The organism is Anaerotruncus sp. DFI.9.16 (assembly GCF_024461615.1).
Classification (GTDB): Bacteria; Bacillota; Clostridia; order Oscillospirales; family Ruminococcaceae; genus Anaerotruncus; species Anaerotruncus massiliensis.
In genome coordinates this window covers 1-21,620 of sequence record NZ_JANFZX010000023.1, presented here as the reverse complement: position 1 = coordinate 21,620, position 21,620 = coordinate 1, and the positions used below count along the sequence as shown (strand labels likewise).

At 52.5% G+C, this 21,620-nt stretch carries 18 protein-coding genes, 1 tRNA gene and 1 riboswitch; of the genes, 2 read left to right on the top strand and 17 right to left on the bottom strand.

Translation table 11 applies throughout. The features are described from left to right. Positions 1–79: 79 nt before the first annotated feature. The 17 genes from NE609_RS10185 to NE609_RS10105 all read right to left on the bottom strand — a co-directional run bounded on the left by NE609_RS10185 (position 80) and on the right by NE609_RS10105 (position 19,328). The gene (locus NE609_RS10185; RefSeq protein ID WP_256152435.1) at positions 80–658 is read right to left on the bottom strand and encodes a UbiX family flavin prenyltransferase; all 579 of its coding nucleotides are present in this window, start codon (positions 656–658) and stop codon (positions 80–82) included. Positions 659–953: 295 nt separating this feature from the next. Continuing rightward, on the bottom strand, positions 954–1,532 hold the full coding sequence (locus tag NE609_RS10180; protein ID WP_121586299.1) for an isopentenyl-diphosphate delta-isomerase: 579 nt from the start codon (positions 1,530–1,532) through the stop codon (positions 954–956). Positions 1,533–1,711: 179 nt separating this feature from the next. Then, positions 1,712–2,425 (bottom strand): aspartate/glutamate racemase family protein, encoded by a 714-nt coding sequence (locus NE609_RS10175; protein WP_121586300.1) that lies wholly within the window; start codon positions 2,423–2,425, stop codon positions 1,712–1,714. 25 nt (positions 2,426–2,450) lie between these two features. Then, entirely contained in the window at positions 2,451–3,797 is a 1,347-nt protein-coding gene (locus NE609_RS10170; protein WP_256152434.1) for a TRAP transporter large permease subunit, read from the bottom strand. A 183-nt stretch (positions 3,798–3,980) separates the two neighbouring features. After that, a complete protein-coding gene (locus tag NE609_RS10165) occupies positions 3,981–5,303 on the bottom strand; it encodes a UbiD family decarboxylase (protein WP_256152433.1) in 1,323 nt (440 codons plus the stop codon). Positions 5,304–5,413: 110 nt separating this feature from the next. Further along, positions 5,414–6,805, bottom strand: a complete 1,392-nt coding sequence (locus NE609_RS10160) for a UbiD family decarboxylase (protein WP_121586303.1) — start codon at positions 6,803–6,805, stop codon at positions 5,414–5,416. A gap of 110 nt (positions 6,806–6,915) precedes the next feature. After that, the gene (locus NE609_RS10155; RefSeq protein WP_158595575.1) at positions 6,916–7,998 is read right to left on the bottom strand and encodes an NAD/NADP-dependent octopine/nopaline dehydrogenase family protein; all 1,083 of its coding nucleotides are present in this window, start codon (positions 7,996–7,998) and stop codon (positions 6,916–6,918) included. A gap of 96 nt (positions 7,999–8,094) precedes the next feature. Further along, on the bottom strand, positions 8,095–10,008 hold the full coding sequence (locus NE609_RS10150) for a TRAP transporter fused permease subunit (RefSeq protein WP_121586305.1): 1,914 nt from the start codon (positions 10,006–10,008) through the stop codon (positions 8,095–8,097). 139 nt (positions 10,009–10,147) lie between these two features. After that, entirely contained in the window at positions 10,148–11,227 is a 1,080-nt protein-coding gene (locus NE609_RS10145; protein ID WP_256152432.1) for a TAXI family TRAP transporter solute-binding subunit, read from the bottom strand. Positions 11,228–11,325: 98 nt separating this feature from the next. Further along, positions 11,326–12,345 carry a succinylglutamate desuccinylase/aspartoacylase family protein gene (locus NE609_RS10140; protein ID WP_256152431.1) on the bottom strand — a complete coding sequence of 340 codons (1,020 nt, stop codon included), beginning with the start codon at positions 12,343–12,345 and terminating at the stop codon, positions 11,326–11,328. 545 nt (positions 12,346–12,890) lie between these two features. After that, positions 12,891–14,537, bottom strand: a complete 1,647-nt coding sequence (locus tag NE609_RS10135) for a tryptophanase (RefSeq protein WP_121586308.1) — start codon at positions 14,535–14,537, stop codon at positions 12,891–12,893. Positions 14,538–15,274: 737 nt separating this feature from the next. Continuing rightward, entirely contained in the window at positions 15,275–16,063 is a 789-nt protein-coding gene (locus tag NE609_RS10130; RefSeq protein ID WP_370867160.1) for a cation transporting ATPase C-terminal domain-containing protein, read from the bottom strand. Positions 16,064–16,428: 365 nt separating this feature from the next. Next, a riboswitch (NiCo riboswitch) is annotated at positions 16,429–16,535 on the bottom strand. Between the two features lie 77 nt (positions 16,536–16,612). After that, positions 16,613–16,975, bottom strand: a complete 363-nt coding sequence (locus tag NE609_RS10125) for a thioredoxin family protein (protein ID WP_256152430.1) — start codon at positions 16,973–16,975, stop codon at positions 16,613–16,615. Positions 16,976–16,999: 24 nt separating this feature from the next. After that, positions 17,000–17,491, bottom strand: coding sequence for a DUF2703 domain-containing protein (locus NE609_RS10120; RefSeq protein ID WP_256152429.1), 492 nt, complete (start codon positions 17,489–17,491; stop codon positions 17,000–17,002). Between the two features lie 18 nt (positions 17,492–17,509). After that, on the bottom strand, positions 17,510–18,523 hold the full coding sequence (locus NE609_RS10115; RefSeq protein ID WP_256152428.1) for a permease: 1,014 nt from the start codon (positions 18,521–18,523) through the stop codon (positions 17,510–17,512). A gap of 77 nt (positions 18,524–18,600) precedes the next feature. Further along, positions 18,601–18,909 carry a helix-turn-helix transcriptional regulator gene (locus NE609_RS10110; protein WP_256152448.1) on the bottom strand — a complete coding sequence of 103 codons (309 nt, stop codon included), beginning with the start codon at positions 18,907–18,909 and terminating at the stop codon, positions 18,601–18,603. A gap of 330 nt (positions 18,910–19,239) precedes the next feature. Next, positions 19,240–19,328: transfer RNA gene (locus NE609_RS10105), tRNA-Ser, on the bottom strand. A 213-nt stretch (positions 19,329–19,541) separates the two neighbouring features. On the opposite strand from NE609_RS10105, the gene NE609_RS10100 reads away from it, so the two are divergent. Continuing rightward, positions 19,542–20,384: a transketolase gene (locus NE609_RS10100; protein ID WP_121586312.1), complete on the top strand. Its 843-nt coding sequence runs from the start codon at positions 19,542–19,544 to the stop codon at positions 20,382–20,384. Positions 20,385–20,386: 2 nt separating this feature from the next. Continuing rightward, complete coding sequence (locus NE609_RS10095) at positions 20,387–21,334, top strand: transketolase family protein (protein ID WP_101553080.1); 948 nt, start codon at positions 20,387–20,389, stop codon at positions 21,332–21,334. Positions 21,335–21,620: the final 286 nt, after the last annotated feature.

Here is a 21,620-nt window from a genome sequence, read left to right as displayed (position 1 = left end):
TGCGATGCACCAGCGGCATTATACGGGCATACAGAACGGCTTTCGGCGGCTATTGTGGTGAGGCGTTCGGATCCGCTGCTTACCGGTGCGGAGCTTTTGCGGTGCCGTCCCAAGGGACGAATTTCTCATTTTTCAGACCAAATTGCATCAGTACTTTTCCGATGACATGTTCGACCTGATCATCAAGCGTTTTCGGGTCGTTGTAAAAGGTCAGCATGGGTGGAACGATAGAACATCCGGCATCAGCGGCGAGATACATATTTCGTAGATGTATTTTGGACATGGGAATCTCCCGTGGGACTAAAACGACCTTCCGTCCCTCTTTCAGGCAGACGTCCGCCGCGCGTGCCAGCAGGTTTCCGGCGTTCCCGGTTGCAATATTGGAAAGACTTTTCATACTGCACGGAATGACGATCATACCGTCTGTACAGAACGATCCGCTGGAGATCTTTGCACCCAGGTCATGGTCATCGTATACATAGTCAGCGAGAGCTTCAACATCCGCGATATCCATCTGCGTCTCTTCGTGAAAGTTTGTTTTTGCCCCATCGGAAATGACCAGATGCGTTTCCATCCCTTCCATTCGCTTGAGTATTGCCAGAAGCCTCGCGCCCATCTCGACCCCACTGGCTCCCGAGATTCCTACCACTAGCTTCATGTAAGACATCCTCCTTATTCAAGAAACCCCACAGATATATACGTTTGACAAAAAACGCCAGAAACGACGGCAGCTCCGCATTCGGGACATCGCCACCCCCCTTTGCTGACGGTCGCCTTAAATGTGGAGTGGCATGCTTTCATTTAATATATAGAAAACAGATAAAAACCGCAAGTATAATGATATTCAAACTACGAGCGGCCGCCACCTGGCACATAGGCGCTTCTCCTCAAAATTACGAAGATCATCCGCGGGTCAAGTTTGGTACCAGAGCCGCGATAAACATGCTGAAATCTCAGCGATTTGAGAATCCTTTCATTGCAATCCGGAAAGCCTGCGGAAACCAGCTTGAAAAGTCAGCGGGTCTTTTTGCAAGCATGCTTTCAATATCCGCCATAGAAAACCATCGGAGTTCAGAGACTTCCTGTGGATTCGGCGTTAAAGCGGAAAAAAGTCTGCTGTCAGGCTTATATAAAAACACATGGTCGATCTCATGCTCGGACAGGCCGTCATATTGTGAAAAATAATAAAAGCGATCGATGTATAACGGTATTCCCACGTCGAGTCTGCCTCCCTCAGAGAAGGAATCAATCCGAAGGTCTGGAATAAGGATTCCCAGCTCATCCAGAAATGTCCTGCGTATGGCCGTGCCGTAATCTTCGTCCTTATAGAGATGGGAACAGCATGTGTTGCTCCACTTCCCACCTGAATGATATTTGCAGAGCGCCCTTTTCTGGAGAAGAATCCGATCGTAATCATCTGCGACAAAAACAGAAAAGGCTTTATGCAGAAGCCCCTCTTTGTGAACGCTCATTTTTTCACCGTAGCCAAGAACATTTTCGTCGCGGTCAATCAGTATCAGCAGAGATTCCATATGTGCGGCCTTTCTATTACGCCCCGTTCCAGAGTTGCTGTTGAGATTCCTCTCTGATAACAGGATTGCTTTTAATCGTGAGGACGCCACAACAGCGGCATGAGATTCCGAAGGCCCGCGGGCCAATCCGCAGCAGCGAGCCTTCGGAATCTGGAAGCAGAGGTTGCTGTTTCGACAGATTAATAGTTATAGCGCTTCGGTTCCAGGGCCATGTGGATGTAATGGATCATCGTAACAATGTCAAACACAGGAAGTCCGGTCACACGGGCCACGTCAGCCGAATAGGGAGGCAAATTCGTGCACTCAATAACGATTGCCCCGATATCCCCATCTGATGTGAGCTCTTTCGCGGCTTTTACCATATCCGCCCTCAAAACCTCTGGGTCGAAGGTGGGATCCGGGGAACGCATGGCGGTAAAGGCGGCGCACCCGTCAAGCCCGACAATTTTTGACGGAATGTTCTGGATCCCGACCCCCTCAAGATGAGAAAGGCGGAGGGAGTCTTTTTCCGCCGTAATGATCCCCACTTTTTTGCCCGGGGGCAAAATGCTGTAAACATACTTTACCTGTATGAGGCTGGAAGTAAATATCGGTATATTCACTGCGGAGGAAAAGACGTCCTGAAAAGAGGCCAAAAAACCGCAGCTTGTTGTGATCGCTTTACAGCCTTCGGCTTCCAACTCCCTGGCGGCCTTAATAAATGGATTCAGAACAGATGGGTCGGTGTCTCCCACCACCTTGCTGATGGTAGCGCCGGGCACAACCTTATAGACCACCGGGAAATCGTAAGTGGCGGCATTGCCGATGTCACCGGGGATTCTTGGTATTTCGCTGTCCAGCACCAGAATACCAATTTTTAAGCCATAAACCGAATACCCTCCGTGAACCATCATATCGCTTTTCCCTCCGTCTCTCGTATCAGATAAACAGAAAAACAAGTGCTACCAGGATGAAATAAATGCACTGCGGACAAGAATACTTCATGGACTTCATGGGATTGATCTGTTTCCCGATGACGCCTCCCACGAGGCCGACAGTCAGGAAAGTGAGCATATCCGCAGGTGGGAGTCCCTGGCCTGCCATGGCAAGATGTGCGCCGGCAACCGTGGCATGCACGGGAGTGACGCCGATCTGGGTCAAGGCGGGCCCAAGAACCGTGAAGATGGTGGTTTGTGTCGAGGACTGGAGACCGGTAATCATGCCGGTCATCACCATTGTGAAGCTGCCGGTCAGCTTCAGCAGGGAGTCCTGGATGGATGCGGCAAATTCCTGCATGAACGCAACCTGCCCGCCGGCGCGAAAAGCGCCAATAAGGAAGGCGGAACAGACCATGATGACTTCGGGGAGGAGCATCTTTCTGAAACCGATTTTGATGATGTCTCCGGTATGGTCCCGGGTGGGTTTGTAGAGAAAACTAATGATAAAGGCGATTACCACCGCGAGAACAATTTTGTTTGTAATCCCGCCGATGATTGGAATTGTTTTTACGCCGGCAAGAGCGATGTCAAGGAAAGCGATGGGGTTGTGGCCCAGAGACTGGAACAAAACGATTACAAAAAGAAGCACGAAGGATACCATAGAGCCCCACGTATTCCGGAGGATTTCCTTGGGAGATTCCTTGGGGATGAGTTCTTCCGGAAGCTGCTTGATCTTTACCCAGCGGGAAGCGTAAAGGCTCATGAGAATAACTCCGATTCCCACAGTGAAATAGGTGAGGGTGATAGCGGGAGTCTCGTCTTTCAGCCCGACCAGAGAAGCGGCAAGCACAGTGGCTTGGCTGATCGGAGGCATAATAGAACCCATTGCCGAGCCCATGACGAGACTGGCGGTGATCTGTTCGGGTTCGAGCTTGAGTTCTGCCAGGGCATTGATTCCCAGGAACCCGATAATCGTTACCGCCGCAGTGGCATCTCCGAAAAGGGCGCCGCCGACAACGCAGAAAAGGATCATAACGACCAGAAGGCCCTTGGGCGTTCTACCAAAAGTAGAACGCATAAAGTTTAAAAAAGCTTCCATGCCTCCGTTATGTACCAACACTTCAGAAAACAGAGCGCCAAAGAAAATGAGCCATATGATGAACGATACGTTGTTGAGGCCGGAAAAACCAGCTTGTAACCATTCGACGGGGTTATAGACGCCGCCCATCAGCAGCGCGGCAAGAGCGCCAAGAATCAGAGCAAACCGCACATCTCCACCGATTTTCGGAATCTTCTTAATGACCATGATCGCAATGATCACTGCAAATGGGACAATAATTTTGATCATAGAAAATGTCCCCTTCTTTTATTTGTCATGTGAACGTTCCTTTTTATCCGATTCAGATATCTTGCTATTACCTCCGCCCAAAAGGTTAGCAGGCCCCTTTCTGCTCAGATTGGTTTCTATGATTTTTCAGCTTCTTCAGGGCCTTTTTTCCGGTGGGGGATGTATACATACCAAAATGACAGGTTATTCTTTACCCTCGCAGTCCTCCGGCGCGGGAACCGTCACTCGTGTGAACTCCTGCCACTCATTGAAAGGGGCGGTTGCATCGATGCCGAGCTTTGTGGTATGGATACCGTATTTGTCACGGCCGAAGCCCATGGCATTGGGCACCACCAGCAGCCCCTCGGCTGGACGCATCCGGGTAGCCATGGCCCAGAAGAGGTCGGCGGGATCGAAGACGTTTACATCCTCATCGACAATGATGCAGTTCTTGAGAAATTTGAAGCTGCCAAAGGCCATCATCAGGGCGTTCTTCACCTCAAATTCATACTGCTTATGGATGGCGATGGCACAGGTCAGATAGTTTTTGCAGACCATAATATTGATGGCGCGTACGTCAACATTATTAGCGGTCAGGCATTTCTTAATCTGTGCTTCACGGGGGGAGCCCAGGAGGGTGATGTCGTCTGTAGAACCTGCACGGATGACCTGGATCATGGGATTTTTCCGCATGGTTAAGCACTGGAAGTGTACAATGTGGTTTTTCATTGTTTCAATGTAGTACTCCTGGAAATCTCCGAAAGGTCCTTCGTCCTCCATCTCGCCGGGCATAATCTTTCCCTCGATAACGACTTCTGCATAGGCGGGAACTTCCATATCGATGGTCTTGCACTTTACGAGGGGAATAGGCTCGCCGCAAAGCGCGCCTGCGATCTCAAGCTCGTCCACATCTCTTGCAGGGCCGCAGGCAGCCGCCAGAAGGCACATGGGATGGCTGCCGATTACCACAGCGATCTCGAGGGGTTTTTTCATTGCGACGGCTTTTCGGTAATAGCTCTCCAGATCCTGCGTGGGAGACATACGGAGTCCGGTCTTGTCAGGCCCCTTAAGCTGCATCCGGTTAAACGAACAGTTCCTCACACCGGTCTCGGGATCTTTTGCAATTACCATTCCTCCGGTGATGTATCTGCCGACGTCATGCGCGGAGTGTACGATAAAAGGGAATTTACGGATATCAAAATCACCTTTATTAAGGACTACTTCATGTACAGGAGCGTGATCGACCATGACGGGTTTGATCCGTTGTTCCATACGCTCGCCGAAAATATCTACTACATTCTCAATGGGGCACTCGAAAACAGAAGCAAGAAACGCTCTTTTGCCGAAGAGGTTATTGAATATCGGATAATCGTAGCCTTCAATATTCTTGAAAATAACGGCATTCCCCGTTTTCTCCTGTTCAGCCAGAAGTTGCGGAATGTGAGAAAGCTTTACCCTGTCCTCCACCACATCCAGATAGCCCTGTTTGTTGAGATGATCCAGGTATTCTCTTACATCCTTGATCATTTTCATCCCTCTTTTCAATAGATACTATGAGTGAGGAAAGGATCCGAAAAGACAATTATCCTCTTTTCGGATCCTTTCAACTCTGCGGCATGCCGCAGACAAGACGTTATTTAAAGATAATCTTCAATGGAAATACGGTTCATGGTCTTCTCGTCAGGCATGACTCTGGTGGCAAATTCTTTCCCGACCGGTTTTGTCGCGTCAATGATGACCTTGGTGGTCATTGAGCCTCTTTCCAGTCTGGTCTCGTCATAGGACAGAGGGTCCAGGTGAGAGCCGCAGACATCAGGAATAATGACGATATCCTTATCTCCCTGTACGCGGGTTGCGACAGCCCACATAACATCACGCTCGTTGTAAACGTCGATGTCGTCATCAACCACGATCGCCATCTTCAGCATGCTTTCAGCCGCAATTGCCGCGAGGCCGGCCATTCTGCCCTCGCCCGGGTTGCGTTTCTTGATGGAGATGTAGGAATGGAACAGACATACGCCGGAGGGCGGAAGGTGAAGCGCTTTCAGAGAAGGCATTTTGCTCTTTACGGCTCTGTACAAGATAGACTCAAAGGGAAGCACGCCGGACATATTGTGTTCGGTGCCCGCCGGGTTGAGGTCATAGAAGATCGCGTCCTTACGCATCGTGATGGCCGTTACATTGATCATATAAGCGGGCATCTCGTGGCCGTAGTAGTGAGCAAATTCGGCGAACGGGCCGTCCTTTGCCTCGACGGCAGGGTCAATCCAGCCTTCGAGAACGATCTCCGCATCAGCGGGAACGAGGAGGTCGATCGTCTTGCCTTTGACCATGCGGACAGGTTCTTCCAGGAAACCGCCCATGACCTTAAATTCATCCATATCGATGCTGCCGCGTTCACAGGAAGCCAGAATAACTGCCGGGTGATGTCCGATAACGAGAGCGACCTCCATCTTCCTGCCAAGCTCCGCATAACGGCGGCCGATATGCTTGCCGTGGTTATTGGGGTTGATCATGGCGGTGATCTGGTTTGCGCTCTTTACAACATGGCGATACCAGCCCGCATTGTAAATCCCCGTATCGGGATCCTTGCATACGGTAAAGCCGGCGGAGACATAACGGCCTTCATCCAGGGGAGCATGGATGGGAATCGGGAGCTTATTGAGGTCAATGTCGGCGCCTTCCCACACGACTTCCTGACAAGGAGCATCTTTATCGATCACGACGGGATCGATGGGATTATTGCCACGCTTAATGTATTCCTGAAGAATCTGGTCCTTGCTGGTGTTGGCCTTTAGACCGAAGATCTGACCAAGCATGTCATAGCTTCCGAAAGTATTGGTAATAAGAGGCATATCGTAACCTTTAACCTTATCGAAGTACATCACAGGGAATTTGGCGGCGTCATCCATCTGCTGCTGAAGGGTGCTGATTTCCAGATTGCTGTCGACAGGCTTGGTGAGCTCAAGAAAATATTTCGGGCCCGCGGCTTTAACAGAATCGATAAATGTTCTTAAATCCTTTGCCATCTTCTTCTCCTCTTTCCATTCACAAATGGTTTAAGTGTTAATGAATTTGGATCCGGCTTCCGAACAGCACGGCTGTTCGGAAGCCGGTTTGAAACCGAATCGCCCAATCTTTATTTGTTCAGAGTCTCCATCAGCTCATCAAGGTCTGTATCGGCCAGCCCGAGGCTTTCCAGCGTGCGTCCGCTGGTGGTGTAATTCGAATCATTGAGGGCGCCCGCCAGCTTAAGCAGAGCGTCCGTGATCGGACAGTCCACACCGACCTTGTGTGCAATAGAAGCGTATAAAGCCAATCCATAAGGAGCGTCTTCAGTCACATACCGATGGCTGACGGAGTTAGGCCCCTTGTTGTTCATTCTTGCCGCAAGATATGTAGGCTCACCGAAGTAAGGAAGAGCCATTTCATAGCCAGGAGTCAGATTGTGGTGAGGGGCAGGCAGACCGAGCTTTTCACGGAGGGCGACACGCTCTGCATCGGCGCTGAGGATCAGCTTCTTGACGGAAGGCGTAAAAGCATGACGATACATGCAGTAATCTTCTCTTCCTTCCATCTGGCTCACGCTCATGAGACAGGGAACGACATGACCGGTGGGGTTTAAGTTGCACATTGCAACGTCAAGGAGGTTTTCTCTCTTCTCGACAGCCGGATCAACACCCTTAACGGCCTCAAACACTTCATCCGTCCTGGAAGCGGGATACACGCCCAGGGGGTTGCATACGGTTCGGACGGATATCATGACCTTTGTGGGACCGATGGCGAAGGTCCCGTAAGGAAGCGTGGCTGTCTCGGCAAGGATCAGGCTGTCTCTCCACGCGCCTTTCTTTTTCAACTCCTGCATGAATTCAAAAGAACCGAATCCGCCGGGCATGAAAAGATAGATCTGCCCATCCTCAACATGGGGAGCGATCAGCTCGGCAGCACGCTTGTGTCCGAAGCCGGGCATGACGACTACGATGAGCTTCTGCCCCTTTACAGCTGCAGCGATATCGGTGGTTACGCTTTTGAGCTTTCCGGTGGTCTCAACGCCATTTTCAGAAACCGTGATTTCTTTCTTTTCCATAATCTCTTTCAGCCCGCCGATAAATTCGGGAACCTCAAAAAGATTAACATCCCATCCCTTGTTGGCCAGATCGCCAGCCAGAGCCTTGCCGCCGTTGCCAGCGCCGACGATGGTTAATTCCCTGAGTTTGTCCATTAGAACGACCCCTTTCAAAAATCCTGAAAACCAGGTTGAACATAATAAGTGCCCGTTCCGCATTTGCGGCAGCAAATGAATGACCGTTGCCGCTTATTATGCTTCAGACATTTGTACCCGTATTTTTTTTGCTTTGCTCATCTGTCCAATATAAATGAGAAGGAAGAGTACGGCGCCGGCTGCGAACCAAACATAGCTGGCAACACCTTGGGCAAATTCAAATATACAGAACAGGAACCCGGATACAAGCAGCAACAGGCGTTCCATGAACCGCATACTCGTTTTTAAATGGCCGAGGAACGCCGCCTGCCATGCAATAATCAACATGAGGCATCCCAGAAGCGCTACGAAACCGTACAAATAATCCGTAGACTCGAATATGAGCATGGGACACCAGATAATGAAAAACGGCATAATCCATGCCAGCCATCCGCACTTGACGGCCTCTACTCCCGCTGTCAGGTAACTGACGTTGCAGAGCGGCGCAGCTGCTACGGCAGTGATCGCGACCGGCGGAGTCATTTGGCCAAATACGGTGAAGAGGAAAATAAAGTAGTGGGCCTGCAAAGTGGTGCAGCCAAGACTGACCAGAACAGGTGCGCACATCATGGCAACGATCATGTAGGAAGCAAAGGGAGGGATACCGCAGCCCAGGATAATCGTGATGAGCGCCACGAGGAGCAGGGCGATAAGCAGAGAACCGTTGGCAATTGTCTCAATCATGGAGGGGAACTTAAGTCCCAGCCCGGTGATGTCGAAACATGCCAGAACGATACCAATCATGCCGCAGGCCACAGCGATACCAGCGCCGGAAATGGCGCCGTCTGCGCAAGCGTTTGCCCATTCTTTGAAGGATTTTCTCGTATCCTTTCTGATGTAGCTCAGCACAAAGGTTGTTACACAGATGATGAACGAGATCATGCGGAGGGAATAGCCCCTGATCAGAAGGAAAATAATCTCAGCAAGCGGGATAAAGAACAGGTAGCAGGTACCAAAAATCTCTTTTGCACTTGTCTGGACGTCGCCTTCGAGCTTCTTGATACCGTTCTTCCTGGCCGCGATAATTACATAAACGGCAATGCAGAGATAATACAGGAGACAGGGGAGCACCGAGATCATGCAGATCCGGACATACGGTATGCCGATATAATCGGCCATAACAAAGGCCACAACGCCCATCATCGGAGGAACAAGAAGAGCTCCTGTAGCGGCGGTGGTCAATATGCCGGAAGTCTGCTTGTCGCTATACCCCACATTGCGCATCATAGGGACACAGAACGGCCCGCAGATCGACACGTTGGCCATACCGGAGCCGGTGACCATACCTACCAGCGCGCAGGATATGGTGGCGGTCATACCTGGGCCGCTGGCGGACCGCCGTCCGATCAGTTTGCCAATCTCAACGAAAAATTTGGTTCCGCCGGAAACGGAAAGAAAACTTCCAAATACCATAAAAAGGAAAATATAATCGGCGGAAATGGACATTGAAGAACCAAATATCCCGCTGAAACCAATACTGTACTTGGATATTGCCGAAGAAAATGGGATTTTGAAATGCCAGAGCATGCCATCGAGGAGATGCCCGAACTGTGTGTACAACGCAAATACAATTGCCAGGATGGGGAGCACATTTCCCACATGCTCTCTGCAAAGTACAAGCATGACCACGCAGAAAATAACACCTATCACGATGTCAGAGGAGGTATTCATGCCGATACGGTGCTCAAGCGCACGAAAATTTACAAAGACATAGCTGCAAGATACGATAGCTGCAATCAAAAGACAGATAAACAATAACCGGGTGAAAAGCCGCAAAGTCGGATTTTTTATACTGCCCGACTTTTTCCAGGAGATCAGTATGAGCAGGATCTCCGCCAGCAGGATATGCATATTCTGATGCTCTATCGGCCCCAGTATCAGTGTCTGTGTGTACAGAAGATGATACAATACCATAATCACTGAAAAGGCAGTGATCAGAGTATCAATCGAAAACCTTTTCACTTTTTTCATTGAAACTCCTCTTGTCTCTCCCCGGTGCCGCTACCGTATGGGGAAATGCCAAATCCGGGCTGCTGCTCACCGGGCAAGATTCATATTTCGGATATGTAAGAGTAAAATTCCATATGCAGGGGTTCTCGGCGAACGTGAATTATTTCGAGTTTGCTTCTTCCCAGACAGAGGGCCAGAGGCCGGCTTCCTTGTAATACCTGAGAGCGCCGGGGTGGATGTCTTCCTCGCCCTCAGCCATGTACAGCATGGAAAGCATCAGAGAAGGTGTAATCGGCTTGAGCTCGGTCATGTAATTACCCAGATCGGCATATTTTTCGCAGAGCGTCTTGGTGAATTCGTAAACGACTTCCTCGTCGGTATCCGCCCAGCATGCGACCAGGGCGGTAACGGAACCGTATGCCTCAAAAGACTCGGTATCTGTTTCCTGAAGGGAGCCCGCAGGGCAGATGATAGGAGAGTAAGCCCACTTCCCGTCAAGGCCGGCTTTGGTGACGGCCTCCGCCTGCAAATCGGCGGGGAAGGTAACGGCATAAACCTTGCCGCCCTTGTTGGCGATGAGCTCCTGAAGCGGGCTTGCGGGGACCAAGGGCTCACCATTGGGCAGGCCGGTGCCCAGATACAGGCACGCATCCACCAGACCATCGGAAAGGGCGGTGAACTGGTCACTGAAAGTAAGGGTTTTAATTTCAACATTGATGCCGAGAATGTCGAAAGCCGCCTTCGCCATCTGCTGGGGAAGCTCGTCGGCGAACATAGCCACCTTCTTGCCATCCAGATCAGAAAGGCTCTTGATGGAAGGGTCGGTGGTGACGAAACCGTTGACGCCATACAGCATGGCGGCTACAAGCCTCTGATCCTGGCAAGGCTCATAATCCTTGAAAGCGCCGATCCCTGTTTTCGCAGAAATATAAGGTGCGGCGGATGTCATGTAGAAGGTATTCGTATGCTCATCTTTTTCAAGCATCTGAACAATATTGGCCTCGGAGCTGTTGGTCCCGGTTGCGGCCATACGAATGAAGCCGCTGTTTTTGGTTATTACGTCCGCGATTGCAATGCCGACGTTCTGCACGGTGCTGGATGCCGCAAGAAGCTCTACGTCCACATTTTCGTGTTTGCCCTCAGCAGCAGGCTGCTCCACCCCTTCGCTGCCGCCGCAGCCGGTGAGAAGGGAGCTTACAGTGAGGGAAAGGGCTAATAAAAGTGCAAGTTTCTTTTTCATAGTTTCCTCCTTTTCTTCTCTGCTTTCGTTTTTGCTGAGGGTATTATGGGGGGTTATCTGAGCCCGCGATAGCGCGTACCGCCATGAGCATCATTCATTCATGTGGACAAATCCGATTCCTCGACATTTCTCCACTCCAAGGCGACCGCGCCGATAACGGTTCCGCTGTCAACGACTGGCTCGTAAGACACGCCCAGAGGCATCCAAACCTCATCGCTTTTTATGACTTCAAGATCTTCAAAAGCATTAAATACCTTCACAAATTCCTCTCCCGGCTGCATGAGCTTTCCACTTTTAGCCAAACCCATCAACAGACCGCCGCGGCTGACGGTGGGGAACTTGCGCTTTGTAACAATAAAGCGATCCTTATACAGGGGTACTACCGGATGGTCGATCATGTTGAGCGACCCCATCACGTTATAGATGCCTTTTTTGGTGATCTCAATGAATTCGGGCTGGAGTGCGCTGCCCGCGCCAGTCTCCGCCATAATAGCGGGGATACCGTTCAGAAGACAATTTACATCCATGTTCTTGGCAATGGCGCCAGGAAGCTCGGCGCTTGCAGTGGTGAGATCGACTTCGCAGATGGCCTGGTAACCAAAATTGACAGCCATGTCTGCAGCGGCCTGATTGATCTTCGGATCCACGCCGGGAAGTTTTTTATAGATTGTGTAGGGAAGGACATCATAGTGAAGTCCCAGAGCATGGAGGCTGATCATGTAGTTTGCATATTGCTTGATGTAACCGAAGTGGATATAAGCGACTCTCTCGGAGTGCCAACCGTTGGGATTCCCAGGATACTGCTGATCCATGTCGAGCCTGTCAATGCCGGTAAACTTATGACGCTCCTGGAACCCGGAAGGATTATTGATAGGGGTAAATACCAGCGAGCCCCGAAGAGTCTTAGGGTCAATTTCCTCGGCGAGCTCACGGCAGATCAGGATGCCGTTCACCTCTACACCATGAACGGTACTATTAATCCATAACGCGGGGCCGTCCTGCTCTCCTTGCAGGATCATAACGGGCATGCGAATCGGAGAACCCATGGCCAGCTCGCCGCAATCAATATAACCTTTTACAAGACATCCTTTTTTTGCTTCGGCAGTTCCGATTTTCATTGTTCAGGTTTCCTTTCCAAAAGAAATGATGGCTGCGCGGTATGCGGTTTCTTGAGACTACATGAAAGGCCGATCACATCAGAAAAACGATGACATACGAAACTTTTAAAATAGGCCCAATATACAATAAAAGTAAATTTGCACATTTTTTTATCGTATCTTGATTAAAATATATCATGTTTCCCCAAATTTTTTTGTGACAAAAATCACATTTCAATAAATGTTTGAAAGAATAAATGGCAGGCCAGACGACGAAATGTACAAAATCCGTTCTGATGATCGAAGGCAAATTAAAAGACCGGGACAAAACCCAACGGCGGCGGATCAAAGAAAAACAGCCAAGCAATCCAACAAGATCAAAAAGAAGAGCAAGATTTTGTGAAGACGGGGGGGGGGGGGGGGGGCGGGAGCGGCTGACGGCCGCTCCCGCCCCGTATACGATAAATCGTTCGATACCGCACGAATAACAGACGCATCGCCAACTTTGCACCCACGAGCTTTGACGGCTTTCCCTCTTTTCGGTGAAGGCGCTGTTATCGGGATGGTTATTTCTCCTCGTTGGGGTAAGGTTCAAGGAAGGCATGGAAATGTCGCATGGGGAGATTGTGCCCCCAGACGATCCGCATGTTTGGAATGTTCTCCCGGTCCTCGTACAGCGCCTTGACAGCGGCGATGACATAGTCCAGGTGCTCTTGTGTCAGTCGGCTGCGGTCAATGGCAAAACGCACGACGTTGGCGACTTCCGCCTGCTGCTCCGGCGTCTTCAGGTCATACTCCATGGAATAATCACCCAGCTCGGAGACACGGATGCCGTAGCGGCGGATCAGCTCCAGAGAGAAGCCTTCACCGGCAAAGGTCTCGTGACCGCGTTTGCCGTCAAAGAATTCGTCCATATTGATATACACGGCGTGGCCGCCGGCGGGAAGCACCACGCCTTTGATGCCGGCTTTGTAGAAACCCTCCGCCAAGTAGTTGCACTGTGCGATGCGTTCGTTCATATAGTTGAAATTGCAGCTTTCGTACAGACCCACGGAGAGCGCCATGATATCACGGCCGGACATGCCGCCGTAAGAGTCGTTGCCATAGCAGGAGATCTGCTTGACTTTTAGCAAAACGCCGACGTCGGTTTTGACGGAGCCGTCTTCGTTGAAGTCGGAAAAGTTTTTCCAGAACAAACCCTTATCGCGGAAAGCGAGCATTCCACCCATATTAGAGTGGCCATCTTTCTTAGCGGACATGGTAAAACCGTCACAGTAAGAGAACATCTCCGTGGCGATCTCAGCGATGGATTTGCCGGCGTAGCCTTCCTCATTCATCTTGATAAAATAAGCGTTTTCCGCCCAGCGGGCAGCATCCAGAATGTATGGAATATTATAGCTGTGAGCAATCCGGCTGATTTCCCGCAGGTTGGCCATGGAGACGGCCTGTCCGCAAACCGGGTTATTGGTAATGCAGGTAAAAATCAGAGGCACGTTCTCAGACCCGACTGCGGTAATCAGCTGCTGCAGTTTCTCCAGATCCATGTTGCCTTTGAACGGATTCTTGGGGTATACCCCACCCTCGGGTACTTCGTACAGCAGTTCCTTGTTGTACAGATTGCGGGGGACGGAGCCCATCTGCTTGATGTTACCCTCGGTGGTGTCAAAATGGCCGTTCGAGGGGATGGTAAAGACTTTGCCGGGATGACGCTGGGCAAGGACCTTTTTGACGATCTCCATCAAAACGGATTCTGCCGCGCGTCCCTGCTGAATGATGAAAGAGTTGGGGCGCTCCATCTGGGCCGCACCACCGTTGAAGAACCCGCCTTCATATTCACACAGATACAGCTCATCCATCAATTTCTCCACGTCCTGGCAGTCAGTGCGCACCAGATCAATGGATTTTTTCCAATTTTTCTCGCCGCCGCGCTCAAAGATGTCGCGGAAAGTATCCAACAGGACATAGTAGCCGGTGTTACGGCCGTAGGCCTCGTCGCCCAAGAACAGGGCCGCCCATTGCTGATTGGTCATGGCGGTGGTGCCGGAGTCAGACAGCATGTCGACCGTCAACATGCCGGAGGGGAAAGCAAATTCATTGTAGTGAGTAGCCTTTAAGGCCCGTTCACGCTGTTCGATTGTAACATTGGGAGTGTTGCGGACGGCATAGGTGAAGTGATGAGGGGCGGGGACATGCAGGGGATACGTTTTGCTCATAATACTGACCTCCAATAAAAATTTGACATTTCGTCATTTTTATAGAATACTCCGGTCGTCGAGGGGTGGACCCTTATGGGATTCAACCTCCACGCCTAGCGGACAGTATCTTTCACAAAATGATTTGTTGAATCGTTCGTTCGGAGCGGTGAGAAATAGATAAGCAGAGCTTTGACATGTCTCCAAACTCCGCCGGGTCACCCTTGGGAAGCGAAACGATCGGAACTTTTTTGGCCCTAGAGATCCCAATAAATTATTAGATATTTTTACTAAATACTATTCTATACGAAAAGAAAAAAATGTGACATTTATCACAATGCACATATTCTTTTACATAAGTTGTTGCTGACGCAGGTTAGCAGACGATAAAAACGAAACGCGGGATTTTCAAGACAAAAATTATATTCACAAAGTGCCGGCCAAAGATGGACTCGACGAGGATGGATGAAAAAGCTCCCATCGTCAACAATTCTTTCACCGGAGCTCCTTTGCAGGATAAAAGAAACGGACTGTTAGCAAAAGCTGACAGTCCCTCACCCGACGGGCAATAAAGCCAAAATATTCACCTGTTAATGGAAGCGGCAGGATTCTACCCGCGGGCGGGGAAACATACCACGGCGAATTCCCCCGGCCCGCGGGCCGCCGCCCTGCTCTACCAAAAAGAAAAGGCGCCAGCCGCAGGCTGGCGCCTTTTCTTTGCCACTGCTGTGCTGTTCCGACGCTCACAGGCGGCATCCTCAGGACGGGACACAGCACAGTGGACACGCTTCCAAAGTAAAATACACGCCGTCTGGCTGAGAACAAGTGTCATTGTCTGTTTTCACCCTTTCTACCAAGAAGGACGATTTTCCCCTGCGAGCTCTATTGATCAACTTCATAGGCTCATACCACAACACGGACATGGCGGCGAGGCAGAGAGCGCCCCGCAGCATCGGCATCGCCGTCAGCTTCAGCACTGCGGACACCGGCGTATACAGCACAAGGCCCAGCAGGACCAATGTGCCGAGATGAGCCGCCCACATCACCTTGTCTTTCACCAGACGCCGGGTGGAGATGTAAACGGGGTCGCGGTCGGAGCTGTTGACCCAGGAAAAGATTCGCCTGCATGGTGACGGCCGCCCCATGGAGCGGGCCACAGGCACGTTGCCGCTGCCGCATTCCAGCACGACGAAGCAAGAGATGAAGGATGCGGCGAATATGGCAAGTCTCTGGAACACGCTTCTGACCAGACGCCCGGCAGTCAGCAGCTTCTGGTCCCGGGGGCGGCGCTCCATCACATGGCCCTCGGCGGGCTGGCGTTCCAGGACGATGGAGCAGGTGGGGTCGATGATCACCTCCAGCGGCACCACATGGAGCGGCAGCAGAAACGGCGCGGCCGGGGCGATGCCCGGAAAGGGGGCCGGCAGGGCGGAGAGGTCGATGGGGATGTGGATCGTGATCACATAGCCCACCGCCTTGCGGATGTTGTCATAGATGCGCCGGGCATTCCGGACGGTATCCGCGATGGTGGAAAAGTTATCGTCCATCCGGATGAGGTCGGCCGCCTCGCGGGAGACCTCGCTGCCCCGTTTGCCCATGGCAATGCCGATGTCGACGTATTTGAGGGCGGGGCGTCGTTCACCTCGTCACCGGCCATGGCGACGATCTCGCCGTTCTCCTTGAAGGCCCGGACGATGCGCATTTTGTGCTCCGGGGTCACGCGGGAGAAGATGGAGGCGGTCTTGACCGCCTCCCGAAGCGCCCCGTCTCCCATCCCGTTTGTCATAAAAGAATCCTCTGTTTCCTGCCTATTGGCAGTGTCTTGATTTCTCTTATGGCACTCCAATTTCAGAAGTCGGCTGTTCCGCGATACGTTTGATCTGGGTAGAAAAATACACATCCGCGGAACAGTTACTGTCCTGCGGATGTGTCGATGAAAACTCCACCCGCTGCCGCCACAGGGCGGCCCGGTCCCACGCCCTTCCGGACTAGGGACATCGCCTGCTCAGTTTGTACTGTTGATCTCGCGTCCCTTGCCGGAATGTAATGCAGTGCAAAGAGATTTCGTTACAGTATATGTGAACGGGACCGGTGAGTCAACAAAATGATGTGCCCAACCCTCTGGATTTCGCGAGGAGCGCCTTGGCCTCGTCCTTGGTCAGCACCTTGCCATAGGACAGCACCTTGCCGTCCACCACCAGGGCCGGGGTAGTCATAACCCCGTAGGCCGCAATCTGGGTAAAGTCGGTCACATGGTCGATGGCTGTGTCCATTCCTAGTTCAGCTAGAGCCTCGCGGGTGGCCGCCTCCAACGCGTTACATTTGGCGCAGCCAGACCCCAGCACCTTGATCCCGCTCCTGCCCGCCTCCGCCTCGGCCTGGGCCATCACCTCCGGAGTGCCGTTTCCGCCACAGCAGCAGGATTTCACTTTCTCTTTTTTCTTTCCAAACAGTTTCATAGAAGCTCCCTCCATTTTTATGATTCAGCGACATCCGTTTGAACAGCAGCACGAACCGTTTTTAGAATCCTTCCCGGCAAAAAAGGTTTTCAGATTATCCGGCAAGGTGTAGCAGCTACAGCAAGGAGCGCCGTTTGGGGTAAACACGCTACGCAGAATGGCTTCCGCCAGCATTGCTTTGGGCGGAACCTCGTAGACGCTTCCCTCGTATTCAAATACACGGCAGTCTACGGCCGTGCCGCTGATTTGACTGCAACACCCACACTCGCTTTCTTTTACCGTTGTACAGATATCCTGCCCATTGACGCGGATGGTCGGTGAAGACAGAAAGCGGTATTTCTCCGCAAGCCGGGCGGTCGTCATTTCAATTTTCTGATATTCGACCTGATAGCCCGCCAACTCCAGCACAGGGGTGATCGTTTCCACGACTTCATCCAGGACTTGATCTGTCCCAATACAGCGGTCACACGTTTGGAGGTCCAGAAACAGGTATTCGATTTTAACCGACTTTGACATTAATTTATACCCCCCAAACTAAATCAATAGGAACTGGAACGCATTGAACAGGTAGCCCACAAGGATGATCCCCACCGTGCAGATCCCGATGAACAGGGCCAGCAGCTTCGGCTTGACCGCCTTGCGGAGCATGATGATAGACGGCAGGCTCAGGGTGGTGACGGCCATCATAAAGGCCAGGATGGTTCCAAGCTGGGCCCCTTTGTAGAGCAGAGCCTCGGCCACGGGGATGGTGCCGAAAATGTCCGCGTACATGGGGACACCCACCAAGGTGGCAAGAATAACGCCAAAGGGGTTGTTGCTGCCCAGGACGGCCTCGATCCAGTGTTCGGGAATCCAGTTGTGAATGACGGCCCCAATGCCCACGCCCACCAGGATATAGGGGAACACCTTCTTGAAGGTGGACGCCACCTGTTCTTTTGCGTACTGGACCCGCTCCCGCTTTGTCAGCGTGGGGGATTCAATATCCACACCGCCCGCGCTCTTGATGAACTCCTCCACATACCGCTCCATGCGCAGCTTTTCGATCAGCGTACCGCCGACCACCGCAATGGCCAGCCCCACGACCACATAGATGATGGCTACCTTGGCCCCGAAAATGCTCATAAGCAGAACCAGACTTCCCAGGTCTACCATAGGGGAGGAGATCAGAAAAGAGAAGGTCACGCCCAGAGGCAGCCCCGCGCTGGTGAAGCCGATGAAAAGGGGGATGGACGAACAGGAGCAGAAAGGTGTTACCGTTCCCAACAGGGCCGAAATGATATTGGCCCAAACTCCATGAAAGCGTCCCAGGATTTTCTTACTCCGCTCCGGGGGAAAGTAGCTTTGAATGTAGGAAATGAAAAAAATTAAAAGGCAGAGCAGAACCGCAATCTTCACTACGTCGTACAGGAAGAACCGGATGCTCCCGCCCAGCCGGGATGTGGTGTCCAGGCCGACAAAGGAAAGAGCGTTGCCGATCAGAGCGTCCAGCCATTTCATCCCCAGTATTTGATCCTGTATGAATTGCCAGATGGATTCTAAAACATACATTGAGATCCCTCCAAAATACATCAAAAAAAATTGATATGTTGTGCCGAAGAAAAGCCATCCTCCAGAGATGGGCTTTCTCAGCAGCAGGCACATTGCCCCTGCGCCGTATCAGGCGTTGTGATTTGTTTGAGCAGTTCAAGGGCGTATTGACTGCCCGCTTCGCTCAGTCGGTAGTGCGTCCACTTGCCCTCCTGGCGGCTCTCGACAATGCCGGATTCACAGAGGATCTTCATGTGGTAGGAGACAGCGGACTGCCCCATTCCCAAGGCTTCAATCAACACACAGGCACATTTCTCACCGCTGCGGAGCAATTCCAAAATCGCCAGCCGCTTCTCGTCACACAGAGCCTTGAACACCTTTGCGTTTCTTTGATGGGTGGTCTGCAGTCTTCTCACCTCACATCAAAAATTTTCGATGTGAATAGTATATACAAATATCGCAGATTTGTCAACATCCAAGGGAGAGCTTAAAAGCACGGAGGGCCTTTGCAGGCTGTTGGACACAGACGCCTTCGATAAATCCGAAGCAGCAGAAAGCATCGGCCTTCTTCTCGTTCAGGAAAATGACACATTGAAGATAGCGTACAAAGAACAACGTTTCTCCCAGAGTATAAACGACTAAAACGACATTATTATGCTGCGGTTTTTCCGGAATCATGTTATAAAATAGCAACAGACCCGTCTTTTATCTTTCAATAAAAAACAGGTCTGTATCGTTGGCGGAAGCGGTGGGATTCGAACCCACGAGACGTTGCCGTCTACCTGATTTCGAGTCAGGCCCGTTATGACCACTTCGATACGCTTCCATAATAGAATATTATTATATCAGATCGCATGTCCGAAGTCAACGCATTTTTCACCTTCCGGGGCGGCCGGCGCGCAAAAAATAGACGCCCGCGCGGGGGAATTCTATTGATTCTTCGGGAAATCTGTATTATGATAAAGGTGCTGTCATTTGGCGGCGCCACGGTGCCGGCGCCGCAAAGATTGGACTTGTATGGTGAAAGGAATGAACGTGAATGGATCAAAAACGCGCGAAGGAACTGGCCATTATTGCGACCAGAATCCGCCTCGCGGGACTGGACGCGGTACATACCGCCGCTTCGGGACACATCGGCGGATCTCTGTCGGTCGCTGATATTCTGGCGGTCCTCTACTTTGAAAAGATGAGGGTGGACCCCAAGGATTCCAAGAATCCCGGCCGGGACCGCTTTGTCCTTTCCAAGGGACACTGCACCCCCGCCCTCTACCCCACGCTTGCTCTGCGCGGCTTCTTCCCGGAGGAGGATTTAAAGCTCTTCCGCAGCATCGAGGGACATATTTCGGGACATGCCGAGATGCGGCACGTCAACGGCGTCGATATGTCCACCGGCTCGCTCGGACAGGGCCTTTCGGTCGCGGTCGGCATGGCGCTGGCGGGCAAGCTCGATAAAAAGGACTACCGCGTCTACGCGGTCATGGGCGACGGCGAGATCGAGGAGGGCCAGATTTGGGAGGCCGGCATGGCCGCGGCCAAATACGGCCTGGACAATCTCTGCGGCGTTATCGACGTCAACGGCCTGCAGATTGACGGCTCCACCTCCGACGTCATGCCCACCGAGCCGCTGGATAAAAAGTGGGAAGCGTTCGGCTGGAACGTGATCAAGATCGACGGGCACGACTACTGCGCGATTTCCGACGCGTTTGACGCGGCGGCTGCCTGCAAGGGCAAGCCCACGATGATCCTGGCCAAGACGGTCAAGGGCAAGGGCGTTTCCTATATGGAGAACAACGCGGGCTGGCATGGCAAGGCGCCCAACGACGAGCAGTATGAGATCGGCCGCGCGGAACTGGAAGCGGCCCTGAAAGGTCTGGAGGGTTAATCATGGGAGAGGTAATTGCAACCCGCGCCGCATACGGCAAGGCGCTTGTGACATTCGGCGGGAGCGATCCCGACCTGATCGTGCTCGACGCCGACCTTGCGGGCGCGACGATGACCAACAGCTTTGCGAAAGCGTATCCGGAGAAGTTTTTTGATATCGGCATCGCCGAGGCGGACATGATGGGCATTGCGGCGGGCCTCGCGACCTGCGGCAAAAAACCGTTTGCCAACTCGTTCGCGATGTTTTCCGCCGGCCGCGCCTATGAGCAGGTGCGCAACTCGATCGCATACCCCCACCTCAACGTCAAGGTGATCGGCTCCCACGGCGGCCTCTCGGTCGGCGAGGACGGCGCCACCCACCAGTGCATCGAGGACTTCGCCCTTATGCGGGTCATCCCCGGCATGACGGTGCTCTGCCCCTGCGACGGCAACGAAATGACCGCCGCCGTCGAGGCGCTCCTCAACTATGATGGACCGGCCTATATGCGCCTTGGCCGCCTTGCGGTCGAAACCGTAACCGACGCCATCCCCGGCTATCGGTTCGAGATCGGCAAGGGCATCCAGCTCGTGGACGGAAGCGACGTCACGATCATCGCCATCGGCATGATGGTCCAGGAGGCCCTCAAGGCCGCCGACCTGCTCAAGGCCGAGGGCGTCTCCGCCCGCGTGATCGATATGCATACGATCAAGCCTCTCGATACCGAGCTCGTGCTCAAGGCCGCGAAGGAAACCGGCTGCATCGTCACGAGCGAGGAACACAACGTCATCGGCGGCCTCGGCTCCGCCGTCTCCGAGTTCCTCTCGGAGACCTGCCCCACCCCGGTCGTCAAGCACGGCGTCAACGACGTGTTTGGCCGCTCCGGCAAGGCCCCCCTCGTCATGAAGGCCTACGGCCTCACCCCCGAGGGCATCGCCGAAAAAGCCCGCGCCGCGATTGCTTTGAAAAAGTAACAAAAAATAATGAGCCGCCCGTCAGGGCGGCTCTTTTCTTTGCCGCTCGGGGAGCGGCGGAGGTTGTCGGCGGCCAGCCGACAGCGATCCTTAGACTTACCGCTCAGCGAGCGGCACAGTTTGCCGGTAGTCGACCGACAGCGATCCCTCAGGCTTCTGCCCAGCGGGCGGAGGGCTTTTGTTCGCGCCCCTTCGGGGTGCTTTAGGGGAGCCGCCTTCGGCGGCGGGGGATTGCCGGGTCCCGCCCCGGCGGCACTACTTAGGTTTGCCGCTCATCGAGCGGCGG

Bases quoted from the DNA above. Each gene is read 5' to 3' on its own strand.
- NE609_RS10125 (WP_256152430.1), bottom strand. From the start codon at position 16,975: ATGAAACTGTTTGGAAAGAAAAAAGAGAAAGTGAAATCCTGCTGCTGT.
- NE609_RS10175 (WP_121586300.1), bottom strand. From the start codon at position 2,425: ATGATGGTTCACGGAGGGTATTCGGTTTATGGCTTAAAAATTGGTATT.
- NE609_RS10135 (WP_121586308.1), bottom strand. From the start codon at position 14,537: ATGAGCAAAACGTATCCCCTGCATGTCCCCGCCCCTCATCACTTCACC.
- NE609_RS10130 (WP_370867160.1), bottom strand. From the start codon at position 16,063: ATGGACGATAACTTTTCCACCATCGCGGATACCGTCCGGAATGCCCGG.
- NE609_RS10145 (WP_256152432.1), bottom strand. From the start codon at position 11,227: ATGAAAAAGAAACTTGCACTTTTATTAGCCCTTTCCCTCACTGTAAGC.
- NE609_RS10170 (WP_256152434.1), bottom strand. From the start codon at position 3,797: ATGATCAAAATTATTGTCCCATTTGCAGTGATCATTGCGATCATGGTC.
- NE609_RS10150 (WP_121586305.1), bottom strand. From the start codon at position 10,008: ATGAAAAAAGTGAAAAGGTTTTCGATTGATACTCTGATCACTGCCTTT.
- NE609_RS10100 (WP_121586312.1), top strand. From the start codon at position 19,542: ATGGATCAAAAACGCGCGAAGGAACTGGCCATTATTGCGACCAGAATC.
- NE609_RS10095 (WP_101553080.1), top strand. From the start codon at position 20,387: ATGGGAGAGGTAATTGCAACCCGCGCCGCATACGGCAAGGCGCTTGTG.
- NE609_RS10165 (WP_256152433.1), bottom strand. From the start codon at position 5,303: ATGATCAAGGATGTAAGAGAATACCTGGATCATCTCAACAAACAGGGC.
- NE609_RS10115 (WP_256152428.1), bottom strand. From the start codon at position 18,523: ATGTATGTTTTAGAATCCATCTGGCAATTCATACAGGATCAAATACTG.
- NE609_RS10120 (WP_256152429.1), bottom strand. From the start codon at position 17,491: ATGTCAAAGTCGGTTAAAATCGAATACCTGTTTCTGGACCTCCAAACG.
- NE609_RS10180 (WP_121586299.1), bottom strand. From the start codon at position 1,532: ATGGAATCTCTGCTGATACTGATTGACCGCGACGAAAATGTTCTTGGC.
- NE609_RS10140 (WP_256152431.1), bottom strand. From the start codon at position 12,345: ATGAAAATCGGAACTGCCGAAGCAAAAAAAGGATGTCTTGTAAAAGGT.
- NE609_RS10160 (WP_121586303.1), bottom strand. From the start codon at position 6,805: ATGGCAAAGGATTTAAGAACATTTATCGATTCTGTTAAAGCCGCGGGC.
- NE609_RS10185 (WP_256152435.1), bottom strand. From the start codon at position 658: ATGAAGCTAGTGGTAGGAATCTCGGGAGCCAGTGGGGTCGAGATGGGC.
- NE609_RS10155 (WP_158595575.1), bottom strand. From the start codon at position 7,998: ATGGACAAACTCAGGGAATTAACCATCGTCGGCGCTGGCAACGGCGGC.